The 24,859-nt window shown below is 62.7% G+C and carries 30 protein-coding genes and 2 tRNA genes; 14 read left to right on the top strand and 18 right to left on the bottom strand.

What is annotated here, in order from left to right; genetic code table 11:
- Positions 1–28: 28 nt before the first annotated feature.
- Positions 29–556: a hypothetical protein gene (locus RAK1035_RS18375; protein WP_008280350.1), complete on the bottom strand. Its 528-nt coding sequence runs from the start codon at positions 554–556 to the stop codon at positions 29–31.
- Entirely contained in the window at positions 553–1,284 is a 732-nt protein-coding gene (locus RAK1035_RS18370; protein ID WP_008280349.1) for a 16S rRNA (uracil(1498)-N(3))-methyltransferase, read from the bottom strand. The genes RAK1035_RS18375 and RAK1035_RS18370 overlap by 4 nt, the downstream gene beginning before the upstream one ends.
- Positions 1,285–1,295: 11 nt before the next feature.
- On the opposite strand from RAK1035_RS18370, the gene ubiA reads away from it, so the two are divergent.
- The 3 genes from ubiA (at position 1,296) to RAK1035_RS18355 (ending at position 4,563) form a co-directional block, all read left to right on the top strand.
- Entirely contained in the window at positions 1,296–2,261 is a 966-nt protein-coding gene (gene ubiA, locus RAK1035_RS18365) for a 4-hydroxybenzoate octaprenyltransferase (protein ID WP_008280348.1), read from the top strand.
- A 62-nt stretch (positions 2,262–2,323) separates the two neighbouring features.
- Positions 2,324–4,231 carry an OmpA family protein gene (locus tag RAK1035_RS18360; protein WP_008280347.1) on the top strand — a complete coding sequence of 636 codons (1,908 nt, stop codon included), beginning with the start codon at positions 2,324–2,326 and terminating at the stop codon, positions 4,229–4,231.
- Positions 4,228–4,563 (top strand): hypothetical protein, encoded by a 336-nt coding sequence (locus RAK1035_RS18355; protein ID WP_008280346.1) that lies wholly within the window; start codon positions 4,228–4,230, stop codon positions 4,561–4,563. Before RAK1035_RS18360 ends, RAK1035_RS18355 begins: the two co-directional genes overlap by 4 nt.
- Before the next feature lie 127 nt (positions 4,564–4,690).
- Here RAK1035_RS18355 and RAK1035_RS18350 read toward each other — a convergent pair whose 3' ends face one another.
- The 5 genes from RAK1035_RS18350 to RAK1035_RS18330 all read right to left on the bottom strand — a co-directional run bounded on the left by RAK1035_RS18350 (position 4,691) and on the right by RAK1035_RS18330 (position 6,732).
- Positions 4,691–5,167: a copper chaperone PCu(A)C gene (locus RAK1035_RS18350; RefSeq protein WP_008280345.1), complete on the bottom strand. Its 477-nt coding sequence runs from the start codon at positions 5,165–5,167 to the stop codon at positions 4,691–4,693.
- Between the two features lie 43 nt (positions 5,168–5,210).
- Positions 5,211–5,558, bottom strand: coding sequence for a hypothetical protein (locus RAK1035_RS18345; protein WP_008280344.1), 348 nt, complete (start codon positions 5,556–5,558; stop codon positions 5,211–5,213).
- Positions 5,559–5,660: 102 nt separating this feature from the next.
- Positions 5,661–5,951, bottom strand: a complete 291-nt coding sequence (rpmB, locus tag RAK1035_RS18340) for a 50S ribosomal protein L28 (RefSeq protein WP_008280343.1) — start codon at positions 5,949–5,951, stop codon at positions 5,661–5,663.
- Positions 5,952–6,245: 294 nt separating this feature from the next.
- A tRNA-Ala gene (locus RAK1035_RS18335) sits at positions 6,246–6,321 on the bottom strand.
- Positions 6,322–6,405: 84 nt separating this feature from the next.
- Entirely contained in the window at positions 6,406–6,732 is a 327-nt protein-coding gene (locus RAK1035_RS18330; RefSeq protein ID WP_008280342.1) for a TIGR02300 family protein, read from the bottom strand.
- A gap of 113 nt (positions 6,733–6,845) precedes the next feature.
- On the opposite strand from RAK1035_RS18330, the gene RAK1035_RS18325 reads away from it, so the two are divergent.
- Both RAK1035_RS18325 and RAK1035_RS18320 read left to right on the top strand, forming a co-directional pair.
- The gene (locus RAK1035_RS18325; RefSeq protein ID WP_008280341.1) at positions 6,846–7,538 is read left to right on the top strand and encodes a M48 family metallopeptidase; all 693 of its coding nucleotides are present in this window, start codon (positions 6,846–6,848) and stop codon (positions 7,536–7,538) included.
- A gap of 30 nt (positions 7,539–7,568) precedes the next feature.
- Positions 7,569–8,216, top strand: a complete 648-nt coding sequence (locus RAK1035_RS18320; protein WP_008280340.1) for a GntR family transcriptional regulator — start codon at positions 7,569–7,571, stop codon at positions 8,214–8,216.
- 4 nt (positions 8,217–8,220) lie between these two features.
- Here the strand turns inward: RAK1035_RS18320 and cbiB are convergent, their stop codons facing one another.
- Genes cbiB through RAK1035_RS18305 form a run of 3 tightly spaced genes read right to left on the bottom strand, consistent with a single transcriptional unit; the run spans position 8,221 to position 10,447 of the window.
- The gene (gene cbiB / locus RAK1035_RS18315) at positions 8,221–9,102 is read right to left on the bottom strand and encodes an adenosylcobinamide-phosphate synthase CbiB (RefSeq protein WP_008280339.1); all 882 of its coding nucleotides are present in this window, start codon (positions 9,100–9,102) and stop codon (positions 8,221–8,223) included.
- A gap of 14 nt (positions 9,103–9,116) precedes the next feature.
- Complete coding sequence (gene cobD, locus RAK1035_RS18310; protein WP_008280338.1) at positions 9,117–10,061, bottom strand: threonine-phosphate decarboxylase CobD; 945 nt, start codon at positions 10,059–10,061, stop codon at positions 9,117–9,119.
- A gap of 5 nt (positions 10,062–10,066) precedes the next feature.
- Positions 10,067–10,447, bottom strand: coding sequence for a DUF1636 family protein (locus tag RAK1035_RS18305; RefSeq protein ID WP_037297500.1), 381 nt, complete (start codon positions 10,445–10,447; stop codon positions 10,067–10,069).
- A gap of 234 nt (positions 10,448–10,681) precedes the next feature.
- Between RAK1035_RS18305 and gpmI the strand changes: the two genes are divergently transcribed.
- From gpmI to RAK1035_RS18290, 3 genes are read left to right on the top strand one after another with little or no spacing between them, the layout of a single operon-like run.
- On the top strand, positions 10,682–12,196 hold the full coding sequence (gpmI, locus tag RAK1035_RS18300) for a 2,3-bisphosphoglycerate-independent phosphoglycerate mutase (RefSeq protein ID WP_112303116.1): 1,515 nt from the start codon (positions 10,682–10,684) through the stop codon (positions 12,194–12,196).
- Positions 12,193–13,332 carry a murein hydrolase activator EnvC family protein gene (locus tag RAK1035_RS18295; protein ID WP_008282591.1) on the top strand — a complete coding sequence of 380 codons (1,140 nt, stop codon included), beginning with the start codon at positions 12,193–12,195 and terminating at the stop codon, positions 13,330–13,332. The genes gpmI and RAK1035_RS18295 overlap by 4 nt, the downstream gene beginning before the upstream one ends.
- A 3-nt stretch (positions 13,333–13,335) precedes the next feature.
- Complete coding sequence (locus RAK1035_RS18290; RefSeq protein ID WP_008282590.1) at positions 13,336–14,676, top strand: S41 family peptidase; 1,341 nt, start codon at positions 13,336–13,338, stop codon at positions 14,674–14,676.
- A gap of 273 nt (positions 14,677–14,949) precedes the next feature.
- Here the strand turns inward: RAK1035_RS18290 and RAK1035_RS18285 are convergent, their stop codons facing one another.
- The 5 genes from RAK1035_RS18285 to RAK1035_RS18265 all read right to left on the bottom strand — a co-directional run bounded on the left by RAK1035_RS18285 (position 14,950) and on the right by RAK1035_RS18265 (position 19,052).
- Entirely contained in the window at positions 14,950–15,564 is a 615-nt protein-coding gene (locus tag RAK1035_RS18285) for a hypothetical protein (RefSeq protein ID WP_008282589.1), read from the bottom strand.
- Between the two features lie 34 nt (positions 15,565–15,598).
- Positions 15,599–15,733 (bottom strand): aa3-type cytochrome c oxidase subunit IV, encoded by a 135-nt coding sequence (locus RAK1035_RS18280; RefSeq protein ID WP_008282588.1) that lies wholly within the window; start codon positions 15,731–15,733, stop codon positions 15,599–15,601.
- A gap of 90 nt (positions 15,734–15,823) precedes the next feature.
- The gene (locus RAK1035_RS18275) at positions 15,824–16,276 is read right to left on the bottom strand and encodes a hypothetical protein (RefSeq protein ID WP_008282587.1); all 453 of its coding nucleotides are present in this window, start codon (positions 16,274–16,276) and stop codon (positions 15,824–15,826) included.
- Between the two features lie 14 nt (positions 16,277–16,290).
- The gene (locus tag RAK1035_RS18270) at positions 16,291–17,334 is read right to left on the bottom strand and encodes an MBL fold metallo-hydrolase (RefSeq protein ID WP_037298553.1); all 1,044 of its coding nucleotides are present in this window, start codon (positions 17,332–17,334) and stop codon (positions 16,291–16,293) included.
- Positions 17,334–19,052: an acyl-CoA dehydrogenase gene (locus tag RAK1035_RS18265; RefSeq protein WP_008282585.1), complete on the bottom strand. Its 1,719-nt coding sequence runs from the start codon at positions 19,050–19,052 to the stop codon at positions 17,334–17,336. Before RAK1035_RS18265 ends, RAK1035_RS18270 begins: the two co-directional genes overlap by 1 nt.
- A gap of 137 nt (positions 19,053–19,189) precedes the next feature.
- Here RAK1035_RS18265 and RAK1035_RS18260 point away from each other — a divergent pair, with 137 nt between their 5' ends.
- Entirely contained in the window at positions 19,190–20,137 is a 948-nt protein-coding gene (locus RAK1035_RS18260) for an L-threonylcarbamoyladenylate synthase (RefSeq protein WP_008282584.1), read from the top strand.
- Positions 20,138–20,156: 19 nt separating this feature from the next.
- Here the strand turns inward: RAK1035_RS18260 and RAK1035_RS18255 are convergent, their stop codons facing one another.
- Positions 20,157–20,483, bottom strand: a complete 327-nt coding sequence (locus RAK1035_RS18255; protein ID WP_008282583.1) for a DUF1330 domain-containing protein — start codon at positions 20,481–20,483, stop codon at positions 20,157–20,159.
- A gap of 211 nt (positions 20,484–20,694) precedes the next feature.
- Between RAK1035_RS18255 and RAK1035_RS18250 the strand changes: the two genes are divergently transcribed.
- The 4 genes from RAK1035_RS18250 to RAK1035_RS18235 all read left to right on the top strand — a co-directional run bounded on the left by RAK1035_RS18250 (position 20,695) and on the right by RAK1035_RS18235 (position 23,054).
- Positions 20,695–20,769: transfer RNA gene (locus tag RAK1035_RS18250), tRNA-Gly, on the top strand.
- Positions 20,770–20,891: 122 nt separating this feature from the next.
- Positions 20,892–21,479: an imidazoleglycerol-phosphate dehydratase HisB gene (gene hisB, locus RAK1035_RS18245; RefSeq protein WP_008282582.1), complete on the top strand. Its 588-nt coding sequence runs from the start codon at positions 20,892–20,894 to the stop codon at positions 21,477–21,479.
- Between the two features lie 3 nt (positions 21,480–21,482).
- Positions 21,483–22,121, top strand: coding sequence for an imidazole glycerol phosphate synthase subunit HisH (gene hisH / locus RAK1035_RS18240; RefSeq protein WP_008282581.1), 639 nt, complete (start codon positions 21,483–21,485; stop codon positions 22,119–22,121).
- Positions 22,122–23,054 (top strand): glutaminase, encoded by a 933-nt coding sequence (locus RAK1035_RS18235; RefSeq protein ID WP_008282580.1) that lies wholly within the window; start codon positions 22,122–22,124, stop codon positions 23,052–23,054. It abuts the gene before it with no gap.
- Between the two features lie 46 nt (positions 23,055–23,100).
- On the opposite strand, the gene RAK1035_RS18230 is transcribed toward RAK1035_RS18235, so the two are convergent.
- Positions 23,101–23,490 (bottom strand): DUF2147 domain-containing protein, encoded by a 390-nt coding sequence (locus RAK1035_RS18230; protein ID WP_008282579.1) that lies wholly within the window; start codon positions 23,488–23,490, stop codon positions 23,101–23,103.
- A gap of 136 nt (positions 23,491–23,626) precedes the next feature.
- Between RAK1035_RS18230 and hisA the strand changes: the two genes are divergently transcribed.
- Positions 23,627–24,349, top strand: a complete 723-nt coding sequence (hisA, locus tag RAK1035_RS18225; RefSeq protein WP_037298551.1) for a 1-(5-phosphoribosyl)-5-[(5-phosphoribosylamino)methylideneamino]imidazole-4-carboxamide isomerase — start codon at positions 23,627–23,629, stop codon at positions 24,347–24,349.
- 19 nt (positions 24,350–24,368) lie between these two features.
- On the opposite strand, the gene RAK1035_RS18220 is transcribed toward hisA, so the two are convergent.
- Entirely contained in the window at positions 24,369–24,821 is a 453-nt protein-coding gene (locus RAK1035_RS18220; protein WP_008282577.1) for a DUF302 domain-containing protein, read from the bottom strand.
- Positions 24,822–24,859 lie beyond the last annotated feature (38 nt).

The raw sequence follows: 24,859 nt of genomic DNA, 5'->3' as shown, positions 1-24,859 counted from the left end.
ACACAGTTGGCGGCAAACACACGGACTGTCAATGCAGCCTAAGGTGCGAGACCGCGCTTTGCGGGTTCTGCCAAATCACGGTTGGGTGATCGGGTAGGCGGCGCATCTGCGCCAGCATATGTTCGGTGCGCAGGCCGGGCAGGGCGGCGAAGGCGTCAAAGAGCGCTTCGGCCCCTTCGGCGTTGAGCGGGATATGCAGCGCGGGCGCGCCATCTATGCTTAGCACCCAATGTGGCGGCTTGCCTGTGGGATCGAGAGTAAGCGCGTCAAGATCGCGAATGGCCACAACGCCCCCCGTCAGAGGCCCGAAATAGGCGACTTGCCCCTCGTCCACCTGCACCACGCCGGGGCCGCCCGCGCCTGCGCGAAATCGCGCGCGTTGCAGCCCCATCACCAGTACTGCCCCGGCAAGGATCAAGAGCGCGTAGCCCAGCCATTGCAAAAGGCCATAGCTGCCAATCCCCCACCAAAGCCCAAGTGCTGCCAACCCGACACCGCTGAGCACTTCGCGCCAGCGCCAGAGAGCAGCGCGCGCTTGCGGGCGAATAAAGCTCATGTCCAATCCCCTAAAGCGCGTTGCCAGAGCGTCATTGCCGCCACCGCCGCCGTATCGGCGCGCAGGATGCGAGGCCCAAGGCTGACGGCATGCGCCTGCGGCAGCGCCGCGAGGCGCGCGCGCTCGGCCTCTGAAAACCCGCCCTCGGGGCCGATCAGGATGGCCCAAGGCGCGCCGCGCGGCAAATCACCGGCAAGCGTTGCCGCGTGGCCCGCCAGCCCTTCATCGCAAAACATCAACTGCCGGTCCTTGGGCCAGTCCGCAAGCATCCGGTCAAGGCGGTGCAGATCGCCGACTTCGGGCACAAAGGTGCCGCCGCATTGCTCGGCGGCCTCGACGGCATGGGCCTGAAGGCGGTCCTGTCGGATGCGTTCGGCATTGGTGAACTCGGTCTGCACAGGGATGATCCGCGCAGCCCCCATCTCGGCGGCTTTCTCGACGATGAAATCGGTCCGCGCCTTTTTGATCGGGGCGAACAAGAGCCAAAGATCCGGCGGATCGCGCTGCGGAGCTGTCTGCTCTGCCACCTGCAACACCCCGCCGCGTTTGCCTGCCTCGATCACGTCGGCGCGCCATTCGCCGTGCCGCCCGTCAAAGAGCAGCACAGCATCACCGACGCCTTGCCGCATCACCCCAAAGAGGTAATGGGCCTGTGGTTGCGTCAGAGGAATGGTTTGCCCTTCCCCCAACGGGTGCTCTACATAAAGCCTGATCTTCGCTGCTTTCATGGGGCCAACATATGACCGCAAAGAACCAGACGCCAGAGGCCACTGGACAGGTGGCAGATGCCTATGCGGGCAATTGGGTGGACCGATTGGCCCCTGCGGCGACGCGCCCCTATTTGCGGCTGAGCCGAGCAGATCGGCCGATTGGCACATGGCTCTTGCTTTTGCCCTGCTGGTGGGGGCTGACGCTGGCGATGCTGTCAGATGGGCAGGCGGGGTGGCATGATCTGTGGATCTTCATCGGCTGTGGTCTTGGTGCCTTTCTTATGCGCGGGGCGGGCTGCACGTGGAATGACATCACCGACCGGCATATCGACGGCTCCGTCGCGCGCACGGCCTCGCGGCCTATTCCTTCGAGGCAGGTCACGGTGCGCGGCGCGCTGATCTGGATGGCGGTGCAGGCGCTGATTGCGTTCGGGATTCTGCTGACGTTCAACACCGCCGCAATCGTGCTTGGCATACTCTCGCTCTTGCCGGTCGCCGTCTATCCCTTTGCCAAGCGGTTCACATGGTGGCCGCAGGTCTTTCTGGGTCTTGCCTTTAACTGGGGCGCGCTTTTGGCCTGGACGGCCCATACCGGACGCCTCGAGACACCTGCGGTGATCCTTTATCTCGCGGGTATCGCCTGGACGCTCTTTTATGACACGATCTATGCCCATCAGGACGCTGAGGATGACGCCCTTATCGGGGTGAAATCCACGGCGCGGCTCTTTGGCGACAATTCCCCGCGCTGGCTGCGGTGGTTTTTGGTGGCGACTGTCTCTTTGATGGCGTTGGCGGTTATTCTTGCGGTGCCGGACGCCCGGATGACGGCGCTTCTTGTGGCGCTCTGCGGACCGTGGATGATGGGCTGGCATATGCAAGGCCAGATGCGCCGCTTGCGGTTGGACGATACCGCGCTCCTGCTTCACCTTTTCCGGTCTAACCGCGATGCGGGTCTCTTGCCTGTGCCGTTTTTCGCCGTCGCTTGTCTGCTGTGATTGAACTCAGGTCGCCGCACGCCTAAAGACGTGGGCAGCACTCATAAATTGGCCATTGCCCGATGCGTTTATCATCTGCCTTTACGATCGCCGGAACCTTTGTCGGGGCAGCGGTGCTTGCGGTTGTTGCCGCAGGCTTTGCTGTGAGCGCCATTGAAGACAGCTCTCGGCGGGCGGTGCGTGACACGCTGGACCGGGTTGGATTGGTCTGGGCTGATGTCGATACGGACGGGCTGCAACTCTTTCTGGCGGGCACCGCGCCCTCTGAGGCGTTGCGGTTCAAGGCGCTGTCGCTGGCGGGCACGGTGGTTGATGCAGCGCGGGTGATCGACCAGATGTTGGTGCAAGATGCAGCCGATATCGCGCCGCCGCGCTTTGCCATCGAAATCCTGCGCAACGATAGCGGCATTTCCTTGATCGGGCTGGTGCCTGCGGCCACGGACCGAAATAAGCTTTTGGCGGATATCGCGTCTGTGACCGATGACGTCCCGGTGGCCGACCTGCTTGATTCCGCAGATTACCCGTATCCAGAGACATGGCCCGCAGCGCTGCGTTATGCGGTGCGGTCGCTGGGAAAATTGCCGCGCGCCAAGATTTCCGTGAGCGCGGATAGGGTCGAGATCAAGGCCATGGTCGACAGCACAGAGGCACAGCGCCGGATCGAGACGGATCTGGCGCGCACGGCCCCGGACGATGTGCGACTGGCGCTCGCAATCTCGGCACCGCGGCCAGTGATCACGCCATTTACCCTGCGGTTCGTCATCGACGAAACAGGCGCGCGATTCGACTCCTGCTCTGCGGATACCGAAGAGGCGCGCGATGGTATTTTGCGCGCTGCGGGCAAGGCTGGCATCCAGACCAAGGCGGACTGTGTGGTCGGGATGGGCGTGCCCTCGCCCCAGTGGTCGCGGGCGGCAGAACTGGCCATCGCGGCGGTCGCGGACCTTGGCGGCGGGACGGTTACGTTTTCGGATGCCGATGTAGCGCTTTTGGCGCCAGAAGGCACGGCGCAGAGCCTCTTTGACGATGTGGCGGGCAAACTTGAGGCCGATCTGCCTGAGGTTTTTGCCCTTACTGCCACGTTGCCGCCGCCGCCCGATGCCGCGCAGCCCGCAGCGCCAGAGTTTGTGGCCACTCTGTCGCCCGAAGGTCAGGTTCTGATTCGGGGCCGGGTGGGCAGCGAGACCAGCCGCGAGACCGTGCGTAGTTTTGCCAAGGCGCGGTTTTCGTCAGATTCGGTGCATCTGACGGCGCGGGTCGCCGAGGGTTTGCCGCGTGATTGGCCGATCCGCGTTCTGACCGGGCTTGAAGCCTTGTCCTATCTGTCGAACGGTGTCGTGACCGTCACGCCCGATAATATCGGCGTTAAGGGCAATACAGGCCGCAAGACTGCCAGTGCGGAAATCGCGCAGTTTCTTGCGGAAAAGCTGGGCGAGGCAGAACAATACTCTATCGACGTGACGTATAAAGAGGCCCTTGATCCTGTGGCCGGGCTTCCGACGCCAGAAGAATGCGAGGCGCAAATCGCGGGGATCCAAGCAGAGCGCAAGATCAACTTTGAGCCGGGATCGGCCAAGATTGATGCCCAAGGGGCTGCCATCATGGATGACATTGCCGATGTGCTGAAAAAATGCGGCGAGGTTCGGATGGAAATCGGCGGCCATACCGATAGCCAGGGTGGCGAGGATATGAACGCGCAACTCAGTCTCTCGCGTGCGCGCGCGGTTCTGGACGAATTGCGCATGCGCCGCGTGCTGACATCGAGCATTGACGCCAAGGGCTATGGCGAGAGCGTGCCCATCGCTGATAACGAGACCGAAGAGGGCCGCGAGACCAACCGCCGTATCGAATTTCGCCTGATCCGCCCCGAGCCACTGCCAGATGAGCAAACAGCGCTTGAAAGCCTTGAAGAACCGGGGGAAGAAGGTGCAGAGGCAGAAGAGACCACGCAGGATACGCCAACCGAATGAATAGAACCGAATTCATCATCGCAACCGCCATCGTTCTTTTCGTGGCGTTCTGCATGGGCTGGTTCGCCAATTGGCTGGTACATCGCTTTATCCGCGTGCCGGGATCGGATGTCGGGGAACTGGAGCGGTTGGCGCAAGAACTGCACGAGGCCGAAGAAACCCGCGATCAGGCGATCACCTATCTGCAACAGCGTGAGGCGGAGTTGACCAATCAGATCAGCCAGACCGAGGCAGAACTGGCCGCCACCATGGACGGTCTGCGCGAGGCGCGCTATGAGGCTGAACAACTGCGCGCGCATCTTGAAAAGATGGCTGGTCGCGCCGTCGGCTGATACTTTAGCGACGTTCGGCAGGGCCGTATCAAGCGAAAAAAGTGTTTCGGCGTTCCAATGAACAGCCGAAACACTTTGAAGGCGATCAGAAATTTGCGTTGCGATGCCTTACGAGGGCCTAAACCGGTTAGTGTTTGGTCCCGTGCGCTTTGCCGTGGCCCTCTTCTGGTTTGCGCGCCAGATCGACGGGCACGTCGACCACGATCTCGCCGAATTTCTCGAACACCAGCGTTATCGGTATGATCTTGCCTTGCTCAAAGCTCTCGGTGAGGCCCATCAGCATTACATGCGCGCCGCCGCGTTCCAACACCAGCGTCTCACCTGCCGTGATGGCAAAGCCTTCTTCGACATGCACCATCTTCATCACGCCGCTCTCTTCGATGTGGGTGTGCAACTCGACCCGTTGCGCGGCGGGCGAGACCGCGCCGATCAGGCGGTCATCAGCATCGCCGATATTCTCGATCAGCATGAAGGCCGCGCCGGTCTTGGCCGTGGGGCTGGCGCTGCGGGCGTAGGTGTCAAGCACTTGGATTTCTTGGGCCAGTGCGGGCACGGCAAGGATGGTTGTGGCGAAGGCCGCCAGAAGGGTGGATTTGAAGGACATGGGTCGCTCCTTGAATGTCTGAATTACGGTCTGAAATTGGCTGTCAGACCGCCACAGGCGGTGCCCGTGCGACATTCGGGGGCAGGCTGCGCATCGCAGCATGGCGTTCCACTGTAATCGTGCTGATCCGCCGCTCTGACGCCAGCCACAGGCCAAGGGCCAGGGGCGCGTCCAGCACAACGGCAAAACCGGGCAAGCAATCAGGGCAGAGGTGGGGCGTTGCACGGGGCTGCCCCTCTGCGTCCACCGCGACTGTGATCGGCCCTGTGCCGGTGCAGAGCACGATCTTGCCTACGGGCTGTGCCATGCCGCGTGCCACGGCAAGGCTCTGGCTGGTAAGGGCCAGAACAAGGCAGAGGGCCAAGGCCAGGATCGGGTGCAGTGGTCTCATCGGCCAGAGGTATAGGCCTGCGCGCCCGGCATGGGCAAGCGACAAAAAAGCACAGCCCCGCCGGTTGGGCAGGGCTGTTCGCGAAACAGTTTACGCTTTGGTTCAGGCGGTTGCGGCCTGCGCCTTGGCAATCTCTTTCTTGACCTTCAGCGCGGAGGCCGACAGCTCGTCGTCCTTGGCTTTGGCGAGAAACGCATCCAGACCACCGCGATGGTCGACGCTGCGCAGGGCATGCGCCGAGATCCGCAGCTTGATGCCGCGATTCAGGGTCTCGGATTGCAGGGTCACGTCGTTGAGGTTCGGCAGATACCGACGACGTGTCTTGTTGTTGGCGTGGCTGGAGTTATTGCCAACCATCGGGCCTTTTCCGGTCAGTTCACAGCGGCGCGACATGAGATCATCCTCGTTCTTGCTGAGGGCGCGTGCTGGCCCTTCTTAACACAAACGGGCACCACCACAGGCAGCGCCCCGAATTCCGTTTGGCGTCTTTAGGCTCAAAGCACAGGCGCGTCAAGGGATTCTCGGGCTGAATTTGGCGCAATCCCGCGGCAGCCCCTCGCGGGCCATTGTAGCGGCCATCTACGCCTTCGGTGAGAGTATTTGGGCCATAAAGAAGCAGGCAGGAAAGACGCAACTGGTCGCCGTTGGTTGTGGAGGGCGGCAAGTTGCGTGATTTATAGTGGGAATTGGTGGAGCCTAGGGGGATCGAACCCCTGACCTCTTGCATGCCATGCAAGCGCTCTCCCAGCTGAGCTAAGGCCCCAATTCCATGGCCGCATTGGGCCGTGCGCCGCTCTCTAAGCAAAGCGGCGGGCGGGATCAAGTGGAAAATCCCGCCCTCCGATCATTAAAGATCGTTGTCGTCCGAGGCCACGTCGGCGATGTCGTCGAGCGACACATCCTCGTCCTCGTCATCCTCGAGCAGATCATCATCCAGCTCGACATCAACGTCATCATCATCCAGCAGATCCGCATCATCATCAAGGATGCTCCCTGCCTTCAGTTTCTTCGTTTCCGCATCTTCAGCGTCCGGAGCCATCGAGCGCGATTTGTGCGACGACAGTTCCACCACCTCGCCGGTGTAGGGACTGACGATCGGGTTCTTGTTCAGGTCGTAAAAGCGTTTGCCGGTTGTCGGGCAGATACGCTTGACGCCCCATTCTTCCTTGGGCATGGGTGATCCCCTTTGAATCTCTGGTCTTGTCGACGATCCGCGTCCCCTGCCATAACATTGAATGGCTGTCAAAGCCTTTGACGGTGACACCCGGACCCCGAGCAGGAGCGCATATGGGCCATCACTTGCTGACGGGCAACCCCCCGGTTGCCCTGACTTTGCGCCATAGTGCGCGCGCGCGGCGCATTTCGCTGCGTGTGTCCGGGCTGGACGGGCGTGTGACCCTGACGATTCCGCGCGGTGTAAGCGAGGCAGAGGCTTTGGCCTTTGCCCGGTCGCGGGCTGATTGGCTGCGCGGTCATCTGGAGGGGCGACCGGGGCAGATGGTTGTGGGCATTGGCTGCGATCTTCCGGTTGAGGGCGAGATACTGCGAATCGTGCCGGGCAGTGGGCGGCGTGTTCAGCGCGCGCCGGGGCAACTTTGTGTGCCGGGGCCAGAAGAAAGCGCTTCGGCGCGTCTGGAAGGGTGGCTCAAAGCGCGGGCGCGGGATCGGCTGGCGGCGGCCTCGGATCATTACGCGGGCCTTTTGGGGCGGCGCTATACCCGGCTGACCCTGCGCGACACGCGGTCGCGGTGGGGGTCTTGTTCGGCCTCGGGGGCGCTGAGCTATTCTTGGCGGCTGATCCTCGCGCCGCCCGCTGTGTTGGATTATGTGGCGGCGCATGAGGTGGCGCATCTGGCGCAGATGAACCATTCGCCCGCGTTCTGGGCCGAAGTGGCGCGACTGATGCCCGAGTATGAAACGCGGCGCGCCTGGCTTCGGCGCGAAGGCGGGGCGCTGCACCGGTATCGTTTCGGCAATTGACCTAAGCGCAGTTTGTGATCACATGGGCGCATGCTTTTGCCGCCACGCCCCGATCCGTCTCCGTCTGCGCATGACCGCGTCTATCGCGGTCTGCGGTCGCGCATCATGCATGGCGAGATTGCTCCGGGGCAGGCACTGACCCTGCGGGGAATTGGCGCAGAGTTCGGCGTGTCGATGACGCCTGCGCGTGAGGCCGTGCGCCGTCTTTCGGCCGAGGGTGCGCTGACCATGTCCAGCTCTGGCCGCGTGTCTACGCCGGAACTCAACAGCGAACGGATCGAAGAGCTGGCGGCGCTGCGTGCGCTGATCGAGGTGGAACTGGCCAGTCGCGCGCTGCCGCGGGCGCATATCGCGCTGATTGACCGTCTCCAGAGCATCAACGCCCGCGTGTCTGAGGATATCGCCCGACAGGACGCGGTGGCCTATATCCGACGCAATCTGGAATTTCACCGCACGCTCTATCTGCGCGCCCAAGCGCCGGCCATGTTGGCGATGGCGGAAACCGTATGGCTTCAGCTTGGTCCGACCATGCGGGCCCTCTATGGCCGCCTGCGGCGCAAAGACCCGCCGCATTATCACCGGTTGATCATCGCGGCCCTCAAGGCAGGGGATGAGCCGAGCCTACGTCTCGCGGTGCGCTCGGATGTCACCCAAGGTCTGAAGATGCTGATCGGCTAAGGCGTCAGATCAGAAGCGTCGAGACCGCCACCAAAGCCAGAGCCGCGCCCCACGCCCGCCAGAGCGCGCCGCAGGCGGCCTCAATCTCTGCCGCGCCGATGTCACGTTGCCCGGTCGCGTTCACATAGGGAAACTCCTGGCGCGTGCCGTGGTAAGAGCGGGGGCCGGACAGGGCCACGCCCAAGGCCCGCGCCATCGCGGCCTCGGGCCAGCCAGCATTGGGCGAGCGGTGTTGGCGCGCTTCGCGCGCGACCTGATCCCATTGCCACCAGAGCCCGTGAGTGGCGAGGATCAGCGCGGCCGTCAGGCGTGCGGGTGCCAGATTGAGCAGATCGTCGAATCGCGCCGCCGCCCAGCCAAAGGCCTCATGTCGCGGTGTGCGATAGCCGATCATGCTGTCGGCGGTATTTGTGATCTTGTAGAGCATGAGCCCCGGCAGCCCCCCGATCAGAAACCAGAAGGCAGGTGCGATGACCCCGTCGCTGAGGTTTTCAGCGGCTGATTCGATGGCCCCGCGCGCCACATCCGAGGGCTGCATCGCCGCCGTGTCGCGCCCCACGATCTGTGCCACCGCGTGCCGCCCGTCGCCCAAGGAAAGACGCAAGCCCCGCGCCACGGCTGCCACGTGATCCACAAGCGAGCGTTGCGCCAAAAGGATCGCGGCAACGATGACCTCGACAACGGGGCCAAGTTGCGCCAAGGCCCATCCGAGTCCTAGGGCCAAGACCCCGAGCCCGGTCATGGCCGCAATACCCCGCGCGCGCCGCGCCACGCCGCGGTTGAGCACCCGGTCGCACCAGCCCACTGCACGCCCCATCAGAACCGCCGGATGCGGCAGCCGATCCCAGAGCCAACGTGGTTCGCCCAAGGCTGCATCGAGCAGCATTGCCCATACAAGGATCACAGTGCCGCCTCGAGCCGTGCCCAGCCATCCGGCCCCGGCAAGCCCAGACGGATCAGATCCTCTGCATAGGGAAACACCCGGATGAGGATGCGGTGTTTCGCCAACCGCTCGTGCCACGCCTGCGCAGAGTTGACCCGGTATAGCCGGAACAGAGCACAGCCGCCGACCGCCTCGGCCCCGGCGCGCCACATCAGCGCGTCGAGGTGCGCGGCCTCTTCATTCAGGCGCACCCGCGTTTCGCGCGCCCAGTCCAGATCGCGGAGCGCCCGCGTCCCGATGTCCAGCGCCGGGCCAGAGACAGGCCAAGGCCCCAGCATTTCGGCGAGACGGTCCAGATCGTCGCGCGCGCCGATGGCAAAGCCAAGCCGCAGCCCCGCCAGCCCCCAGAACTTGCCGAAACTCTTGAGCACGATCACCCTTGGCCGTGTTGCACAGCGCACCAGCGAGCGATCCGGAGCCACATCGCAGAAACTTTCGTCGATCACGGTCAGGGGGGCGTCCAGATCCTGCGCGCCGTAAAATTGCCCGGTGGGATTGTTGGGGTGCACCATGACCCGTGCATCTACGGGGGTGTCAGGGTTGCGAGTGTCGATCACCTGCCAGCCATGGGCGCGAAAGCTGGCGGCGTGTTCATTGTAGGTGGGGCCGGGGATGTGCACCGAACCGGGCGCGCGCAGCCCCGGCAGGCGCGCGATCAGAGCAGAGGCACCGGGCGCGGCCAGCACCGCCGCCTCATCGGGCACCTGCCAAAATACCCGTGCGGCCGTGGTCAGTGCCTCTTGCGCGGCGCGGTCGGGCAGGGCGGTCCAAGCCTCGGGGGATGTGATCTCGACCGGGTAGGGCAGGGGGTTGATCCCTGTCGACAGGTCAAGCCAATCGGCCCGCGCCCCGCCATAGTCTGCCCGCGCCGCGTCAAGGCCGCCGCCGTGATCCCGTTGCATGGTCCTCAGACCTCTGGTTCGGTGGGCAGAGGGGGGTGTCGGGATACGAAATGCCCCTTTACCCCCTGCGGCCATTGTTTGTAGGGCACTTGCCCTGTCGCGCTGTCGGCATGCAGCGCGGCATAGGCGACAATCGCTTCGGCGGCGTCACTCTCGGGGGTGAAATCGCCCAAGGTATAGGCCAGCTTGCCCGCGCTCTGAATGGCGACGTTACAGCCCTTGCCGCAGCCCATGAGACAGGCCACCCGGCGCGTGCGGACGTTGGGATGGCCTTCTGCCGCGCGCTCGACGAGGGCGGCAAGATCTTCGCCATGTGGGCGGCTGTGCGTGGCGGCGTCCCAATCCTCGCGTTTGCAGGTGTCGCAGATGGTGATCCAGGTTGTCATTTTGTGCCTTTCCTTGTCCGCTGGCCCGTTCAAGCGGAATTCCGCCGCCTTCGCAAGCATCCTGAGGGGGCCGCCTGCGTGACGTTGGACCGTAGCGCTCTGATAGAGCGCGGCACGAAGACGAACCGTGCGAGGCGCGACAGGTTTCCGCCGGATTGCGGCGCGATTGCAAAGCACCTTCACCCTGCGGTCCCGACAGGCTAGAAGGCGGCAACACGAAGGTCAGGAGAAAGCATGCCGAAACCCGTCGTCCTGTGCATCCTTGATGGTTGGGGGCTGAGCGACAGCCCCCATGCCAATGCGCCGCATCTGGCGCAGACGCCTGTTTTCGACCAGTTGATGGCCACGTGCCCCCATGCCACATTGATCACCCATGGCCCGGATGTGGGCCTGCCGCGCGGGCAGATGGGCAATTCCGAGGTGGGTCACACCAATATCGGCGCGGGGCGCGTTGTGGCGATGGATCTGGGCCAGATCGACCTGTCCATTGACGATCGATCCTTCTTTTCAAACACCGCCTTGCAGGGCTTTATTGCCAAGATGAAGGCGAGTGGCGGGCGCGCACATCTTCTGGGGCTGATGTCAGATGGCGGGGTGCATGGGCATCTCAATCACATCGCGGCGGCGGCGCGTGCCCTGACCGAAGCGGGCGTGCCGGTTCTGCTTCATGCCATGACCGACGGGCGGGACGTGGCCCCGAAATCGGCGCGGGTGCAGTTGGAGGCCTTGCGCTACTTGATGCCGCCGGAGGTGCGTATCGCCACCGTCACGGGGCGCTACTTTGCCATGGACCGTGACAACCGCTGGTCGCGCGTTCAAGAAGCCTATGAGGCGATTGTTTCAGGGCGCGGCCTGCGCTGCCCCGATCCGCGGATGGCAATCACCAATGCCTATGCGCGGTCCGAGACCGACGAATTCATCACCGCGACGGTGATTGGCGATTACGCTGGCGCGCGAGATGGCGATGGTCTCTTTTGTCTCAACTTTCGCGCTGACCGCTCTCGCGAAATCCTGCAAGCGGTTGCCGATCCGGCCTTTGCCGCATTCGAGCGGGGAGAGTGTCCTCAGTGGGCGGCGCTGCTTGGGATGGTGGAGTATTCCGAGGCGCATACTGCGTGGTTCGATACAGTTTTTCCCTCGCGCGACATCGTCAACACTCTTGCTGAATGGGTGGCGCAACACGGGCTTTGCCAGTTTCATCTGGCCGAGACCGAGAAGTATCCGCATGTGACCTTTTTCCTGAACGGGGGCAAAGAGCAACCGGAGCCGGGCGAGGATCGTTACATGGCCCCCTCGCCCAATGTCGCGACGTATGATCTCAAGCCCGAGATGTCCGCCGACGAGGTGACGACCCGGCTGGTCGCGGCGATCCGAGGGCGCTATGATCTGATCGTGGTGAACTACGCCAATCCCGATATGGTCGGCCATACCGGCGATCTCAAGGCGGCTATGGCAGCCTGCGAGGCTGTGGACCGAGGGCTTGGCAAGGTTGTCGCGGCGCTCGCAGAAGTGGGCGGCACGATGATTGTCACGGCGGATCACGGCAATTGCGAAGTGATGGTCGATCCTGAAACCGGCGGGCCGCATACCGCCCACACGCTCAACCCCGTTCCAGTGATCTTGTTGGGTGGGCCAGAGGGGGCGGGCCTGCGTGCGGGGGGGCGGTTGGCGGATCTCGCACCGACGGTGTTGCAGCTAATGGGGCTGCAACAACCGGTGGAAATGACCGGGGAGACCCTGCTGACATGAGGTTTTTGCCCACCTGTTGCGCTGTATTTCTGCTCTGTGGCACGCTTTCGCCCGCTTTGGCGCAGGACCCTGCGGCTGCAGCACGGGCGGCCAGTGAACAGCTCAGCCTTGCCGCCGAGGCCCTGGCCGAGGCAGAGGGCGCACAGAACCGGGTCAAGGCCCTGACCCAAGTGATTTCGGCCTATGAGGATGGGCTTGAGGCGATGCGCGACGGGCTGCGCCGGGCATCACTGCGCGAACAGTCACTTGGGGCCGAATTGCAGGCGCGCGAGGCCGAGATTGCGCAGTTGCTGGGCGTGCTCTCGGGCATGGGCAGTGCGCCGGTGCCGGTGCTGCTGATGCATCCATCGGGGCCGGTTGGCACGGCGCGGGCGGGTATGATCCTGTCCGAGGTTGCACCGGCGCTGGATGCGCGCGCGCTCGAACTGCGCGACAAGGTGCAGGAGTTGAGCGTGCTGCGTGTGCTTCAGCAAAGTGCGGCAGACAAGCTGCAAGAGGGGCTGGAAGGCGTGCAAGAGGCGCGCACCGCGCTCAGTACCGCCATGGCCGAGCGCACAGACCTGCCGCGCCGCTTTACCGAGGACCCGGTCAGGACCGCGTTGCTGATCGCCTCGACCGAGACGCTGGAGGGGTTCGCCAGTGGTCTCAGCGAGATTGCGGTAGATGAGGCACCGGGTAGCCTACCTGATATCACGGCGCGCAAAGGCGCGCTGCCGCTGCCTGCCGAAGGGGTGATCCTGCGCCGCGCGGGCGAGGCAGACGCCGCCGGGATTGCACGCCCCGGCATTCTATTGGCCACGCGCCCGCGTGCCCTTGTCACTTCGCCCAGTGCCGCGACCGTGCGCTATCGCGGTCCTTTGCTTGACTACGGAAATGTGATCATTCTGGAACCACAGGCGGGGATTTTGCTGGTGTTTGCGGGCCTTGATGTTGTTTATGGTCAGGCAGGGCAGGTCCTGCCGGGCGGTAGCCCAGTGGGGCTTATGGGGGGTGCGGGCACCGAAGGTGATCTGCTACTTGCCGCCAATGTGCAGGATACGGGTGCCAGACGCACGCAGACGCTCTATATTGAGGTGCGGCAAGACAATTCTCCAGTGGACCCGCTCACGTGGTTCAAGACCGATAAGGATGGTTGAGACATGAAAAAATTCCTGATGGCTGCCTCTGCCGGCATTTTGACCGGCGCCGTGGTAACGACACAGGTGGCCGCCCCGCTGTTGGCGCAGGAGGCCGAGACGACCAATAACGTCTACGAACAGCTTGATCTGTTTGGAGATATTTTTGAACGCATCCGCGCGCAATATGTCGAAGAGGTTGAAACCAAGGAGCTTATCGAGGCGGCGATCAACGGCATGTTGACCTCGCTTGATCCGCATTCCAGCTATCTCTCGCCCGATGATGCCGAGAACATGCAGGTGCAGACGCGTGGCGAATTCGGCGGTTTGGGGATCGAGGTCACGCAAGAGGATGGCTTCGTCAAGGTGGTCTCGCCCATGGATGGCACCCCGGCGGATCAGGCGGGTATCGAGGCGGGCGATTTTATCACCCATGTCGATGGGGCCAGCGTTTTGGGTCTGACGCTTGACGAGGCGGTGGATCTGATGCGCGGGCCGGTAGGTAGCGAGATCCTTATCACCGTGGTGCGTGAGGGGTCGCCGGAACCGTTTGACGTCTCGATCATCCGCGACACGATCAAACTGACGGCGGTGCGCGCGCGTGCCGAACAAGATGCGGTTGTTCTGCGCGTGACCACATTCAACGATCAAACCTATGCCAATCTTGCAAGTGGCCTTGCCGAAAAGATCGAGGAATTGGGCGGCGAAGATGAGGTGAGCGGCATCATCCTTGATCTGCGCAACAATCCGGGTGGCCTGCTTACGCAGGCGATCAAAGTTTCGGATGCGTTTCTGGACAAGGGCGAGATCGTAAGCACAAGAGGCCGCAACCCGCAGGATGGCGAGCGCTTTAATGCCACGCCCGGCGACCTGGCCAATGGCAAGCCGATCGTGGTTTTGATCAATGGCGGTTCTGCGAGCGCTTCAGAAATCGTGGCAGGTGCGTTGCAGGATCATCACCGGGCTATCGTTGTGGGCACCAAGAGCTTTGGCAAAGGCTCGGTGCAGACGGTCATGCCGCTGAGGGGGAACGGCGCAATGCGCTTGACCACGTCGCGGTATTACACGCCATCGGGCCGCTCTATTCAGGCGCTTGGTGTGAGCCCTGACATTCTTGTCGAGCAGCCGCCGCGCGCGCCGCAGACCGAGGAGGAAGAGACCACGAATCGTCCCGACCGCTCTGAGGCCGATCTTCGTGGACGCCTGAACAATGACAGCCTGACCGAGGATGAGATCAAGCAGATCGAAGAAGATCGGGCACGGGCCGAACTGGCGGCCAAGCTGCGCGAAGATGATTATCAACTGGCCTATGCCATTGATATCCTGCGCGGTCTCTCGGTTATGGCTGGGGGCCAGCCGGAATAACCCCCTCGCTCAATTCCACGAAATCAAAGCCCCGTCCGCCTTGTGCGGGCGGGGTTTTCTGTTTGGGGGGGGCGGCGGCTCTGCATCTGGCAGGGGGATAGTGCTGTCTTTTGCCCCAATCCCCACGGGCGGCGTTGCCACGAGATGGTGCCGAGAGCGCCACATCTCAGGCAAGCGGATTTGGCCCTACGACCACTCGTGCGAAGATCATCTAGGACATTTCAGGACGCATCGCATGGCCCGAGACGACTCAGGCCAAGCCTTTTGTGCGGATCACTGTGCCTTGGCGCGCTGCGGGTCCCAAGCGGCGAGGACATTGGAATTGTCGTCGCTGTCGTATTCGTACAGCGTCTGCTCGGTCACGCCGGGGATTTGGCCAAAGGCCTCGGCGGTTTTGCGCGGATACCAAGAGGTGGGAATCTGGCTGGGAAAAAGCTCTGCCAGAATGCGCGACGTGGCGAACGAGCATTGTGCCTGCGGCACCGGTCCGTTGGCCTTTACCAGTTGCAGCGCGCGTTCGGCCAATTCCGGCGAGACGTCGAGTTTCTGTATCTGCACCCGAAAGGTCTCGCGTGCATGGTAGCGGGTATAGACATCCTCGACCTGAGGATTGATCCCAAAGAGAACATCATTGCGCTCGGGTAGGTGCTTGGCCTTGTTGAAGGATCCCGCAGGATCAAAAATCACCCGCTGCGATCCGTTGACCATCAGCGAGGTATGCGCGCCAGAACCGTTACTATTGTTGATCATCGTATAAAGGGTCAGGCGCGGCGGGCCATCATGGCGATAGGCGGCGCGCGCCACCTCTTCATCCGGTGCCCAGACCGATTCCGCCGAACATCCCGCCAGCGTGAGAGAGGCGGCAAGCGCCAGAACCAATGACCGCATTACATACCCTCAGCGCGGGAGCCGAACCGCAAGATCAGCCGTTGACCGCAGCGATAAAGAGCAACAGGACGATGCAGGCGATTGCGACATATGTCACCCACTTGATGAACCCATCAAAGGTCTTTTCCTGAACGTCGATATTCATTTCACCATGCTTGTGCTCGGCCATGTTCTGCGTGTCCCTTGCTGACTTCCGTTCAAATTCCGCCGTTGGATAGCCCATTTGGCTGGGCCTGTCACCACCCAAGCTGTCGCGGTCTCAGGCTTTGTTAAGGTCTTGGGCGAGGCGGAATCCGATCCGGTTCGGCTCTGCTGTCTCGACCTGTTTCGGAAGGGCGCGCAGCATCACGCTAAGCTGTCCGACATGCTGGATCAGTTGCGTGCGCATACCCATCTGATCCTGTCCGTAAAACGTCAGGATGTCTGGCTCGAAATAGCCCATGCCTTCGATGCGGATCACGCCGCTATCGCTCCCGGCAAAGCCCATGGCCACCTCATGCGCCTCATCAAGTGTTTTCTCAAAGTTCTGGATATAGAGAATCAGGCGTTCATAGGCCCATTGCGCCGCGCTCTTGGTCTGGCCTGCGCCATTGGTCAGAGAGTTAGCGGCTGTTTCGATACAGGGCTGGTTCGGGTCGGAATGCACCTCATGCGCGCGGGGCATGGCGTCGGCCTCAACGGCGTCGGCGGTGGTGTGGATGGTCTGTTCCATGGGGCGGCCCCTTGTCAGAGATCCTTGATTTGCCAGAGCCACGCCTCGTCGGCGCGTCGCCAGCGGGTTACCTCACCAGCGTGCAGCAAGTGGTTGAGATGCGCAATGGCCTCGACCAGCGCCAGACCATAGGTGCCCCGGTCGATCTGGCGCTTGAAGAGCAGGGGGAAACACTCGGCGGCGGTGTGCGGCGTGCTGAGAAAATCGCGCAGCCGGTCGAGTGCGCCATGGTGATTGTCCCGCAATTGCCGCATGCGAAACGGCAGGCCGGTAAAGGGCAGTTTATGTCCGGGCAAGACGAGGTGATCGTCATGGGCATGGGCCGCCAGATGGTCGCAGGCTGCCAGCCAGTCGGCCAGCGGATCGGCCTCTGGCTCGGTCGGATAAACGCCGACATTGGGGCTGATACCGGGCAGGATTTGATCCCCGGCCAGAACCAGATTGCCGGCCCGCGACCACAGCGTGACATGTTCAGGGGCATGCCCCCCGCCCATCCGCACATCCCAATCATAGCCGCCTGCGCGGATCACATCCCCCTCTTGGATACGGGTATAGCCCACCGGGATGGGGGCGCAGATGTCTGAGAAATTATAGGGGCGCTCGGCCTTGCGGGCCTCGTATACGTCAGGGTCCATCCCGCCCGCCCGTGAAAAGGCGAGGGCCTGCGGCGTTGGGCTGTCCTCGACATCAAGGATCAGCATGCGCGCCATCAGCCAACTCGTGCGCGAGGCCCAAAGCTCTGCGCCGAAACGCTCCATCAACCAGCCCGCCATGCCGATATGATCGGGGTGATGATGGGTCAGGATCACGCGGCGCACCGGGCGGCCTTGGAGCGGACCGGCTAGCATATCCTCCCAGAGGGCCACGCTGCGCTTGGAATGAATGCCGGTGTCAACGATGGTCCAGCTATCACCCTCATCCAGCGCGTAGATATTGACGTGATCCAGCACCATCGGCAACGGCAGGCGCAGCCAAAGGACACCGGGCGCCACTTCGGTCGCAGACCCACTTGGGGGGGGCGTGTCCCAGGGCGTAGCTATGACCGTTCCCCCATCCATCAGGCTGCGAAATCCTCGGGCGTGAGGGCGTAAAGATCGGTTGCTCCTTGGGTGGCATGGGCCAAGAGACCGGCGTGTTCCGGCAATAGCCGCGTGATATAGAAACGCGCCACACGCGTGCGCGGGCCGTCGCCCGCTTCGGTCAAGGCGGCCTTGAGGTGGAAATGCCCGCCCAAGACCCTTGCAAAGCCGCGCAGGAACGGGGCCGCCCCGGCAAATCGCTGGTTCAGGTCTTGGTGACCAAGCATCCAGTCCACTGCCTCGCGCAGGCTCTCTGCGGCCTGCCAGACGGGTTCTGCCAGTTCGGGCAGGCTGGCGCGGGCGGCCTCGGCCTGTGCCTCGATCTCGTCGAGCAGGGCATAGGCGGCCTCGCCGCCATCCATCAGCTTGCGCGCCGCGAGGTCCATCGCCTGAATACCGTTGGTGCCCTCGTAGATCGCGGTGACGCGCACATCGCGGGAATATTGCGCGGCCCCGGTTTCTTCGATGAAGCCCATGCCGCCATGCACCTGCACCCCCATTTCGGCAACTGCAATGCCGGTATCGGTGCCAAATGCCTTGGCAATCGGGGTAAGAAACGCTGCGCGCGCCGCCCAATGGGGCTTGTCTGTGGCGGTCTGCATGTCGATGGCCTGCGCGCAGGCAAGGGCAATGGCACGGGCGGCAAAAATGTCGGCCTTCATCGTGGCCAGCATCCGGCGCACATCTGCATGCTCGATAATGCTGCCCGACCCACCTTGAACCGGCGTGCGCCCCTGTTTGCGATCCATCGCATAGGCGAGTGCGTGTTGATAGGCACCTTCGGCAACGCCGATGCCCTGACCACCCACCCCAAGTCGGGCGTTGTTCATCATGGTGAACATGGCGCGCATGCCGTCATGCGCTTCGCCCACCAACCATCCGATCGCGCCGTCATATTGCATCACCGCCGTCGGGCTGCCGTGCAGGCCCATCTTGTGCTCAAGGCTGACCACCTTGAGGCTGTTTTGCTTGCCCGGAGCGCCGTTTTCGTCTGGAATGAACTTGGGCACCAGAAAAAGGCTGATACCTTTGGTTCCCGGCACGCCATCGGGCAGACGCGCAAGCACGAGGTGGCAGACGTTTTCGGTAAAGTCGTTGTCGCCCCACGAGATGTAAATCTTTTGCCCAGTCACGGCATAGGTGCCGTCGCCCATCGGTTCGGCCTTGGAGCGGAGCGCGCCCACATCCGATCCGGCCTGCGGTTCGGTCAGGTTCATGGTTCCCGCCCACGCGCCGCTGACCAGCTTGGGCAGGTAGGTGGCCTTGAGATGGTCGGAGGCGTGATGTTCCAGCGCCTCGATCTGGCCTTGGGTCATCAGCGGGTTAAGTTGCAGCGAGAGGCAGGCAGAAGACATCATCTCGTTTACGGCGGTCGTCACCGTCATCGGCAGGCCCATTCCGCCATGATCGGGATGCGCGCTGATCGACACCCAGCCGCCATCGGCAATCGCGCGGTAGCCATCGGCGTAGCCGGGCGAGGTGCGCACCACCCCATTCTCCAGCTTGGCAGGATGCAGATCACCACTGCGTTGCAGGGGATAGAGCACTTCTTCGCACAGGCGCGCAGCCTCAGAGAGAATCGCGGCGGTCATGTCGGGCGTTGCTTCGGCGAAACGGTCGGTGTCGACGACATGGGAGAGACCAACAATGTGATCGAACAGAAAGCGATACTCATCAACCGGGGCGCGATAGGGCATGTTCCGTTTTCCTTTTCATCTCGTCGGCGTCGCTTGGCATCCGTCACGAAGGCCTGTAGTGATCCGGCCTTGATTGTCAGATTAGCCGAAGGTTCGGCGGCGGCAACCAAAACGCGGCGTCAGGTCAGGGGACGTATATGCCAAATGCAACCGAAATATTGCAAGCGGACCTCGCCGGATTTGCGACGGCCTCTGCGATTTGGTCTGCAGGTGGGCTTGTGGCCTTTCCGACCGAGACGGTCTATGGGTTGGGTGCCGATGCGCGCGACGATAGGGCTGTGGCGCGGATATTCGAGGCCAAGGGGCGCCCCCGGTTCAATCCGCTGATCGTGCATGTCGAAAGTGACGATGCGGCCCGGCGCTATGTCACTTGGTCGGATGCGGCGGAAATCCTTGCTTCGGCCTTCTGGCCCGGTCCGTTGACCCTTGTATTGCCGCTGCGCGCCGATGCCGGCCTTTCGCCTCTTGTGACGGCAGAGCTGCCGACATTGGCGATTCGCGTGCCTGAGCATCCCGTCGCGCGTGGCCTGCTGAGCACGTTCGGCGGTCCGGTCGCGGCACCCTCGGCCAATCCTTCGGGGCGGATCAGCCCGACCACGGCCGCGCATGTGCTGGCGGGGTTGTCTGGGCGGATCGAAGGGGTGATTGAGGGCGGTGCCTGTGCCGTTGGCGTGGAATCGACCATTGTGGGTCTTGCAGGCGAACCCTGCCTGTTGCGGCCCGGTGGCGTGCCGGTCGAGGCGATCGAGGTCGCGTTGGGTATGCCCTTGGCACGTCACGTTGCGGGTGATCCGCTGGTCGCACCGGGACAGCTGCAATCGCATTACGCGCCCGGTGCGCCGGTGCGCCTCAATGCCCAAGATCGGCGGGCGGGCGAGCTTTTACTTGGGTTTGGTGCGGTGGACGCCGACATGAACCTCTCGCCCTCGGGTGATCTGATCGAGGCGGCGGCCAATCTTTTTGGGCATCTTCACGCGCTTGATGCCCGAGACGCGCCGATTGCGGTTTCTCCGATTCCAGAGGTGGGACTGGGGCGCGCCATCAATGACCGCTTGCGCCGTGCGGCGGCCCCGCGCGGCGCGTGATCTCTAACGTGAGGTCAGATCAGCCCTTGGGCAGATAGGGAATCGAGCCTGCGGCATCGGTATCGTCGATCACCCAGAAATGCCCTTCGCTGCCCGCTTGCCGGGCCTTCGCCAGTGGTGCGTAATCGGGATCATGCGCAAAGGCGCGAGCGGCCTCAGCCGAGGGGAACGCGATCAGGGCGATCAGCGTGGTGTCTGGTGCCGCGCCTTCCAGCGTCTCGATATTGGCACTGCGTGACAGATAGCGCCCGCCATGTTTGGCAGCGATATCATGGGTGAGGGCCGCGTAGTCAGGGACCCAGGCGTCATCGGTGATTTTGACCTGCGCGATAAGATAGGCTGGCATGTGCTTTCTCCTGATGTGAAGGGCCACCATCCCCCACGGCCCAAATGCCCGCAAACCCTAACACGCCCGGCGCGGGGGCAGGGCGTTTTGACGCTCCTACTTAGGTCGCAGCCGCGCCGGGCGGAGGCCATTGTAAAATTTTTCCGGGTGCCGCGAATTTTCCTCTTGCAGCCGCGCGCCAGAGTTTATAGATCACGCCTCACCCAAGGATGCGGGCGTAGCTCAGGGGTAGAGCATAACCTTGCCAAGGTTAGGGTCGGGCGTTCGAATCGCCTCGCCCGCTCCAAATTTCCTTAAAATTAAAGAAATTTGGAGCGATCCGCCGGGGGGATCGGGACAATCCGCGCTTGAGGCTTGGCCTGCGCCACGGGTCGCAGTATAGAGCCACCAAAGCTTGACGGAGGCCCCATGCGCAGCGCCACACTCACCCGGAAAACGGCCGAGACCGACATCAGCGTTGAGATCAATCTCGACGGCAGCGGTCGTTATGACAATCAGACCGGCGTGGGGTTCTTTGATCACATGCTGGATCAACTCGCGCGGCATTCGCTGATCGACATGACCGTGCGATGTGCAGGCGATCTGCATATCGACGATCACCACACGGTCGAGGATGTGGGCATCGCCCTTGGACAGGCGCTGAGCCAAGCGCTTGGGGACAAGCGTGGCATCCGGCGCTACGGGGCCTGTCTCTTGCCGATGGATGACGCGCTCGTGCGGGCTGCGCTTGATTTGTCGGGGCGGCCCTATCTGGTATGGAACATGAACCTGCCCACGGCCAAAATCGGCACCTTCGACACTGAATTGGTGCGCGAATTCTTTCAGGCGCTCAGCACCCATGGCGGGATTACCCTGCATGTCGATGCGCTACACGGGATCAACAGTCACCATATGGCCGAGGCGGCGTTCAAGGCGGTGGCCCGTGCCCTGCGCGAAGCGGTCGAGACCGACCCACGCAAGGCGGATGCGATTCCCTCGACCAAGGGCAGCCTGTAACCCATGACCACCGTCATTGTTGACTACGAGAGCGGCAATCTGCACTCGGCCCAAAAGGCGTTCGAGCGTATGGCGCAAGAGACAGGGGCCGGGGCCGTGATCGTGACCTCTGACCCCGATGTGATCCGCGCGGCGACGCGGATCGTGCTGCCGGGGGATGGGGCCTTTCCGGCCTGTCGGCGCGCGCTCTATGACCATCGCGGCGTGTTCGAGGCCATTGAAGAGGCGGTGATCACCCATGCGCGCCCCTTTATGGGGATTTGCATCGGTATGCAGATGCTGGCCACGCGCGGGCTTGAATATGAGGAAACCGCCGGCTTCGACTGGATCCGCGGAACGGTTGAGGCAATCGCCCCCTCAGACCCGGCGCTGAAGGTGCCGCATATGGGCTGGAACGATCTGGTCATCGACAACCCGCATCCGATCTTTGACGGGATCAGCACCGGCGATCATGCCTATTTCGTGCATTCCTATCAGTTCCGGGTCGAGGACCCCGCGCATTTGCTGGCGCATGTCGACTATGCCGGGGCCATCACGGCCGTGGTCGGGCGCGATACGATTGTGGGCACGCAGTTTCACCCAGAGAAAAGCCAGCAAACCGGCCTGCGCATGATTGCGAACTTCCTGCGCTGGAAACCCTGAATGGCGCAGGCATTGCCCCCGCTGCAACCGCTTCTGGACGAGATCACCGAAGTTGCCCGCGCCTCTGAGAACCGGGGCAAGGTGGCGGATTACATCCCGGAGTTGGCAGGCGTCGATCCAGACCAATTCGGCATCGCCATTGCGCGCCCCGGTCAGCCGACGGTGATGGCGGGCGACGCGCAGGTGCCATTTTCGATTCAGTCCGTGTCCAAGGTATTCATGCTGGCCTTGGCGCTTGGCAAGCTGGGTGACCGGCTTTGGTCGCGCGTCGGGCGCGAGCCGTCGGGGCATTCGTTTGACTCGATGCTGCTTTTGGAGTTGGAAAAGGGTTATCCGCGCAATCCGTTCATCAACGCAGGCGCAATTGTGACCACCGATGCGGTGCTGCAAGGGGCAACCCCGCGCGAGACCCTTGGCGCGCTTTTGCGGTTCATTCGCGCGGCGGCGGGGGATGAGGCGATCCATATCAACGAGCGCGTCGCACGTTCTGAAATCGCCACGGGCCACCGCAATTTCGCCCTCGCGCATTACCTTCTGTCGCATGGCAATCTGAAAAATCCGCCAGAGTTGACACTTGGCACGTATTTCCATCAATGCGCGGTCGAGATGACTTGCGCGCAATTGGCCAATGCCGGACTTTTTCTGGTGGGCGGGGCAGGGGCACCACGGTTGGTGTCACAGGCCCGCATCCGCCGTATCAACGCGCTGATGATGACCTGCGGGCATTATGACGGATCGGGCGACTACGCCTTCCGCGTGGGGCTGCCGGGCAAGAGCGGGGTGGGGGGTGGTATTCTGTCGGTGGTGCCGGGTGTCGCGGCGATTGCGGTCTGGTCGCCGGGCCTTAATCACTATGGCAATTCCAAGCTGGGCACCGAGGCGATGGAGCAGCTGGCCGCACGCACGGGATGGTCGGTATTCGGGCCGACGTGATCGGGACAGATGCGCCGCATCTGCCCCAAGTCGGGCCTTGTGGCCGTTACTTGACCTTTTGCCAGGTGCCGCCATCGCGGCAGATACCCAGAACGCAGCCGCTGACCGAGAGCGTATCCCCCGAGAGTTGCAGCTTGGAATTATAGGTCTTGTCACGGTCGGGCGAATAGACCTTGCCCTTGTATTCTCCGCCGCCGGTGGGGGCCGTTTCGGAAATGATCTTGCGGCCGATATTCTTGCTCTGCATTTCCTTGCCGGCTTCATCGAAGGATTTGACCAGCGTGCCGCAGAGTTTTGCGCCGCAAGGGGCGACCTCGATCAGGCCAGAATGGCCGTTGTCATCCTTGGCGGTGCGCCATGTGCCCAAGAGCGGCTCTGCCATCGCCATTCCGGCACCCAACGTGAATACCGCTGTCATCATCACGAGTTTACGCATGTCTGATCCTCCCTGACATCCGCGAAAACCCTGTGCCACGGCTGCGGCACAAATCAAGTCTGACGTCGGGTCGCGTTGCATTTCCCGCCTGTGCATGCCAAATCGCACGGACATTACAGATGAAAGGCCCGGCGCAATGATCCTCTACCCTGCTATCGATCTTAAGGACGGCAAGGCCGTGCGTCTCTTGCGGGGCGATATGGGCGCTGCCACGGTGTTCAACGAAGATCCGGCGGCGCAGGCGTTGGAATTTGTCGCGGCGGGCTGCGAGTGGCTGCATCTCGTGGACCTCAACGGCGCTTTTGTCGGGGTTCCGGTCAATGCGGCCCCGGTTGAGGCGATTCTTGCGCGGTGCAAGGTCCCTGCACAACTGGGCGGCGGAATTCGCGATATGGCCACCATCGAAGCCTGGCTCGACAAGGGGTTGGCGCGCGTCATTCTGGGGACTGTGGCGGTAGAGAACCCCACCCTCGTGCGCGAAGCTGCGCGCGCCTTTCCGGGGCATGTGGCGGTCGGCATCGACGCGCGGAATGGCCGGGTGGCAACCAAGGGATGGGCCACAGAGACCGATGTTGACGCAACAGATTTGGCGAAATCCTTTGAGGATGCCGGGGTGTCTGCACTCATTTACACGGACATCAACCGTGATGGGGCCATGCAGGGGCCCAATATCGAGGCGACAGCGGCCTTGGCCCGGGCGGTCAATATTCCGGTGATTGCTTCGGGGGGGGTGTCGTCGCTGGATGATCTGATCGCCTTGCGCGATTGTGGCGTGGCGCTTGATGGGGCGATTTCGGGCCGCGCGCTTTATGATGGGGCGCTCGACCTTGGGGCGGCCTTGGCCACGCTCAGGGGCTGAGCGCAGCCAGAGCGGTTGCTTACTGCCCTGCCGCCGCAGCCGTCAGCTTGCCAAGCGCGCCGGTCATCATCTTGATATACGCGGCGTCATCGTTGATGGTCGTGTCATCGAACATATCCTCGGGGTCATGATAGGCGAGCCATGTCTCGCCTGCGGCGTTTTGATAAACCAGCACCTTCAGCGGCAGGAAAAGCCCCGCTACCGGGTCATCCTGCATCGCCGCAGTGCCCATTTTAGGGTTGCCGAAGATCAAGAGCTGAGAGGGATCAAGCGCGAGGTCCACAGAGGCCGCGCCCGCTGCGTGATCGACCCGGGCAAAGACCGTGGCCCCGGCCCCCGTCACAGCAGCCTCAAGCCGGTCCATGGTGGTGGCAACATCGCTGGTGGATTTCACCTTAATGATGTCATCGTTACTGGCAAGGGCGGGCAGGGCGGTCAGGGTCATCGCGGCGGCGACAAGAAAACGCTTCATGGTAAACTCCTTCAATTGCAACGCTAATATGGGTCTTA

Source organism: Roseovarius sp. AK1035 (assembly GCF_003288315.1).
GTDB classification, from domain to species: domain Bacteria; phylum Pseudomonadota; class Alphaproteobacteria; order Rhodobacterales; family Rhodobacteraceae; genus Roseovarius; species Roseovarius mucosus_A.
Note: the sequence above shows the minus strand (reverse complement) of the source record. Positions and strands in the feature narration are given on the sequence as shown.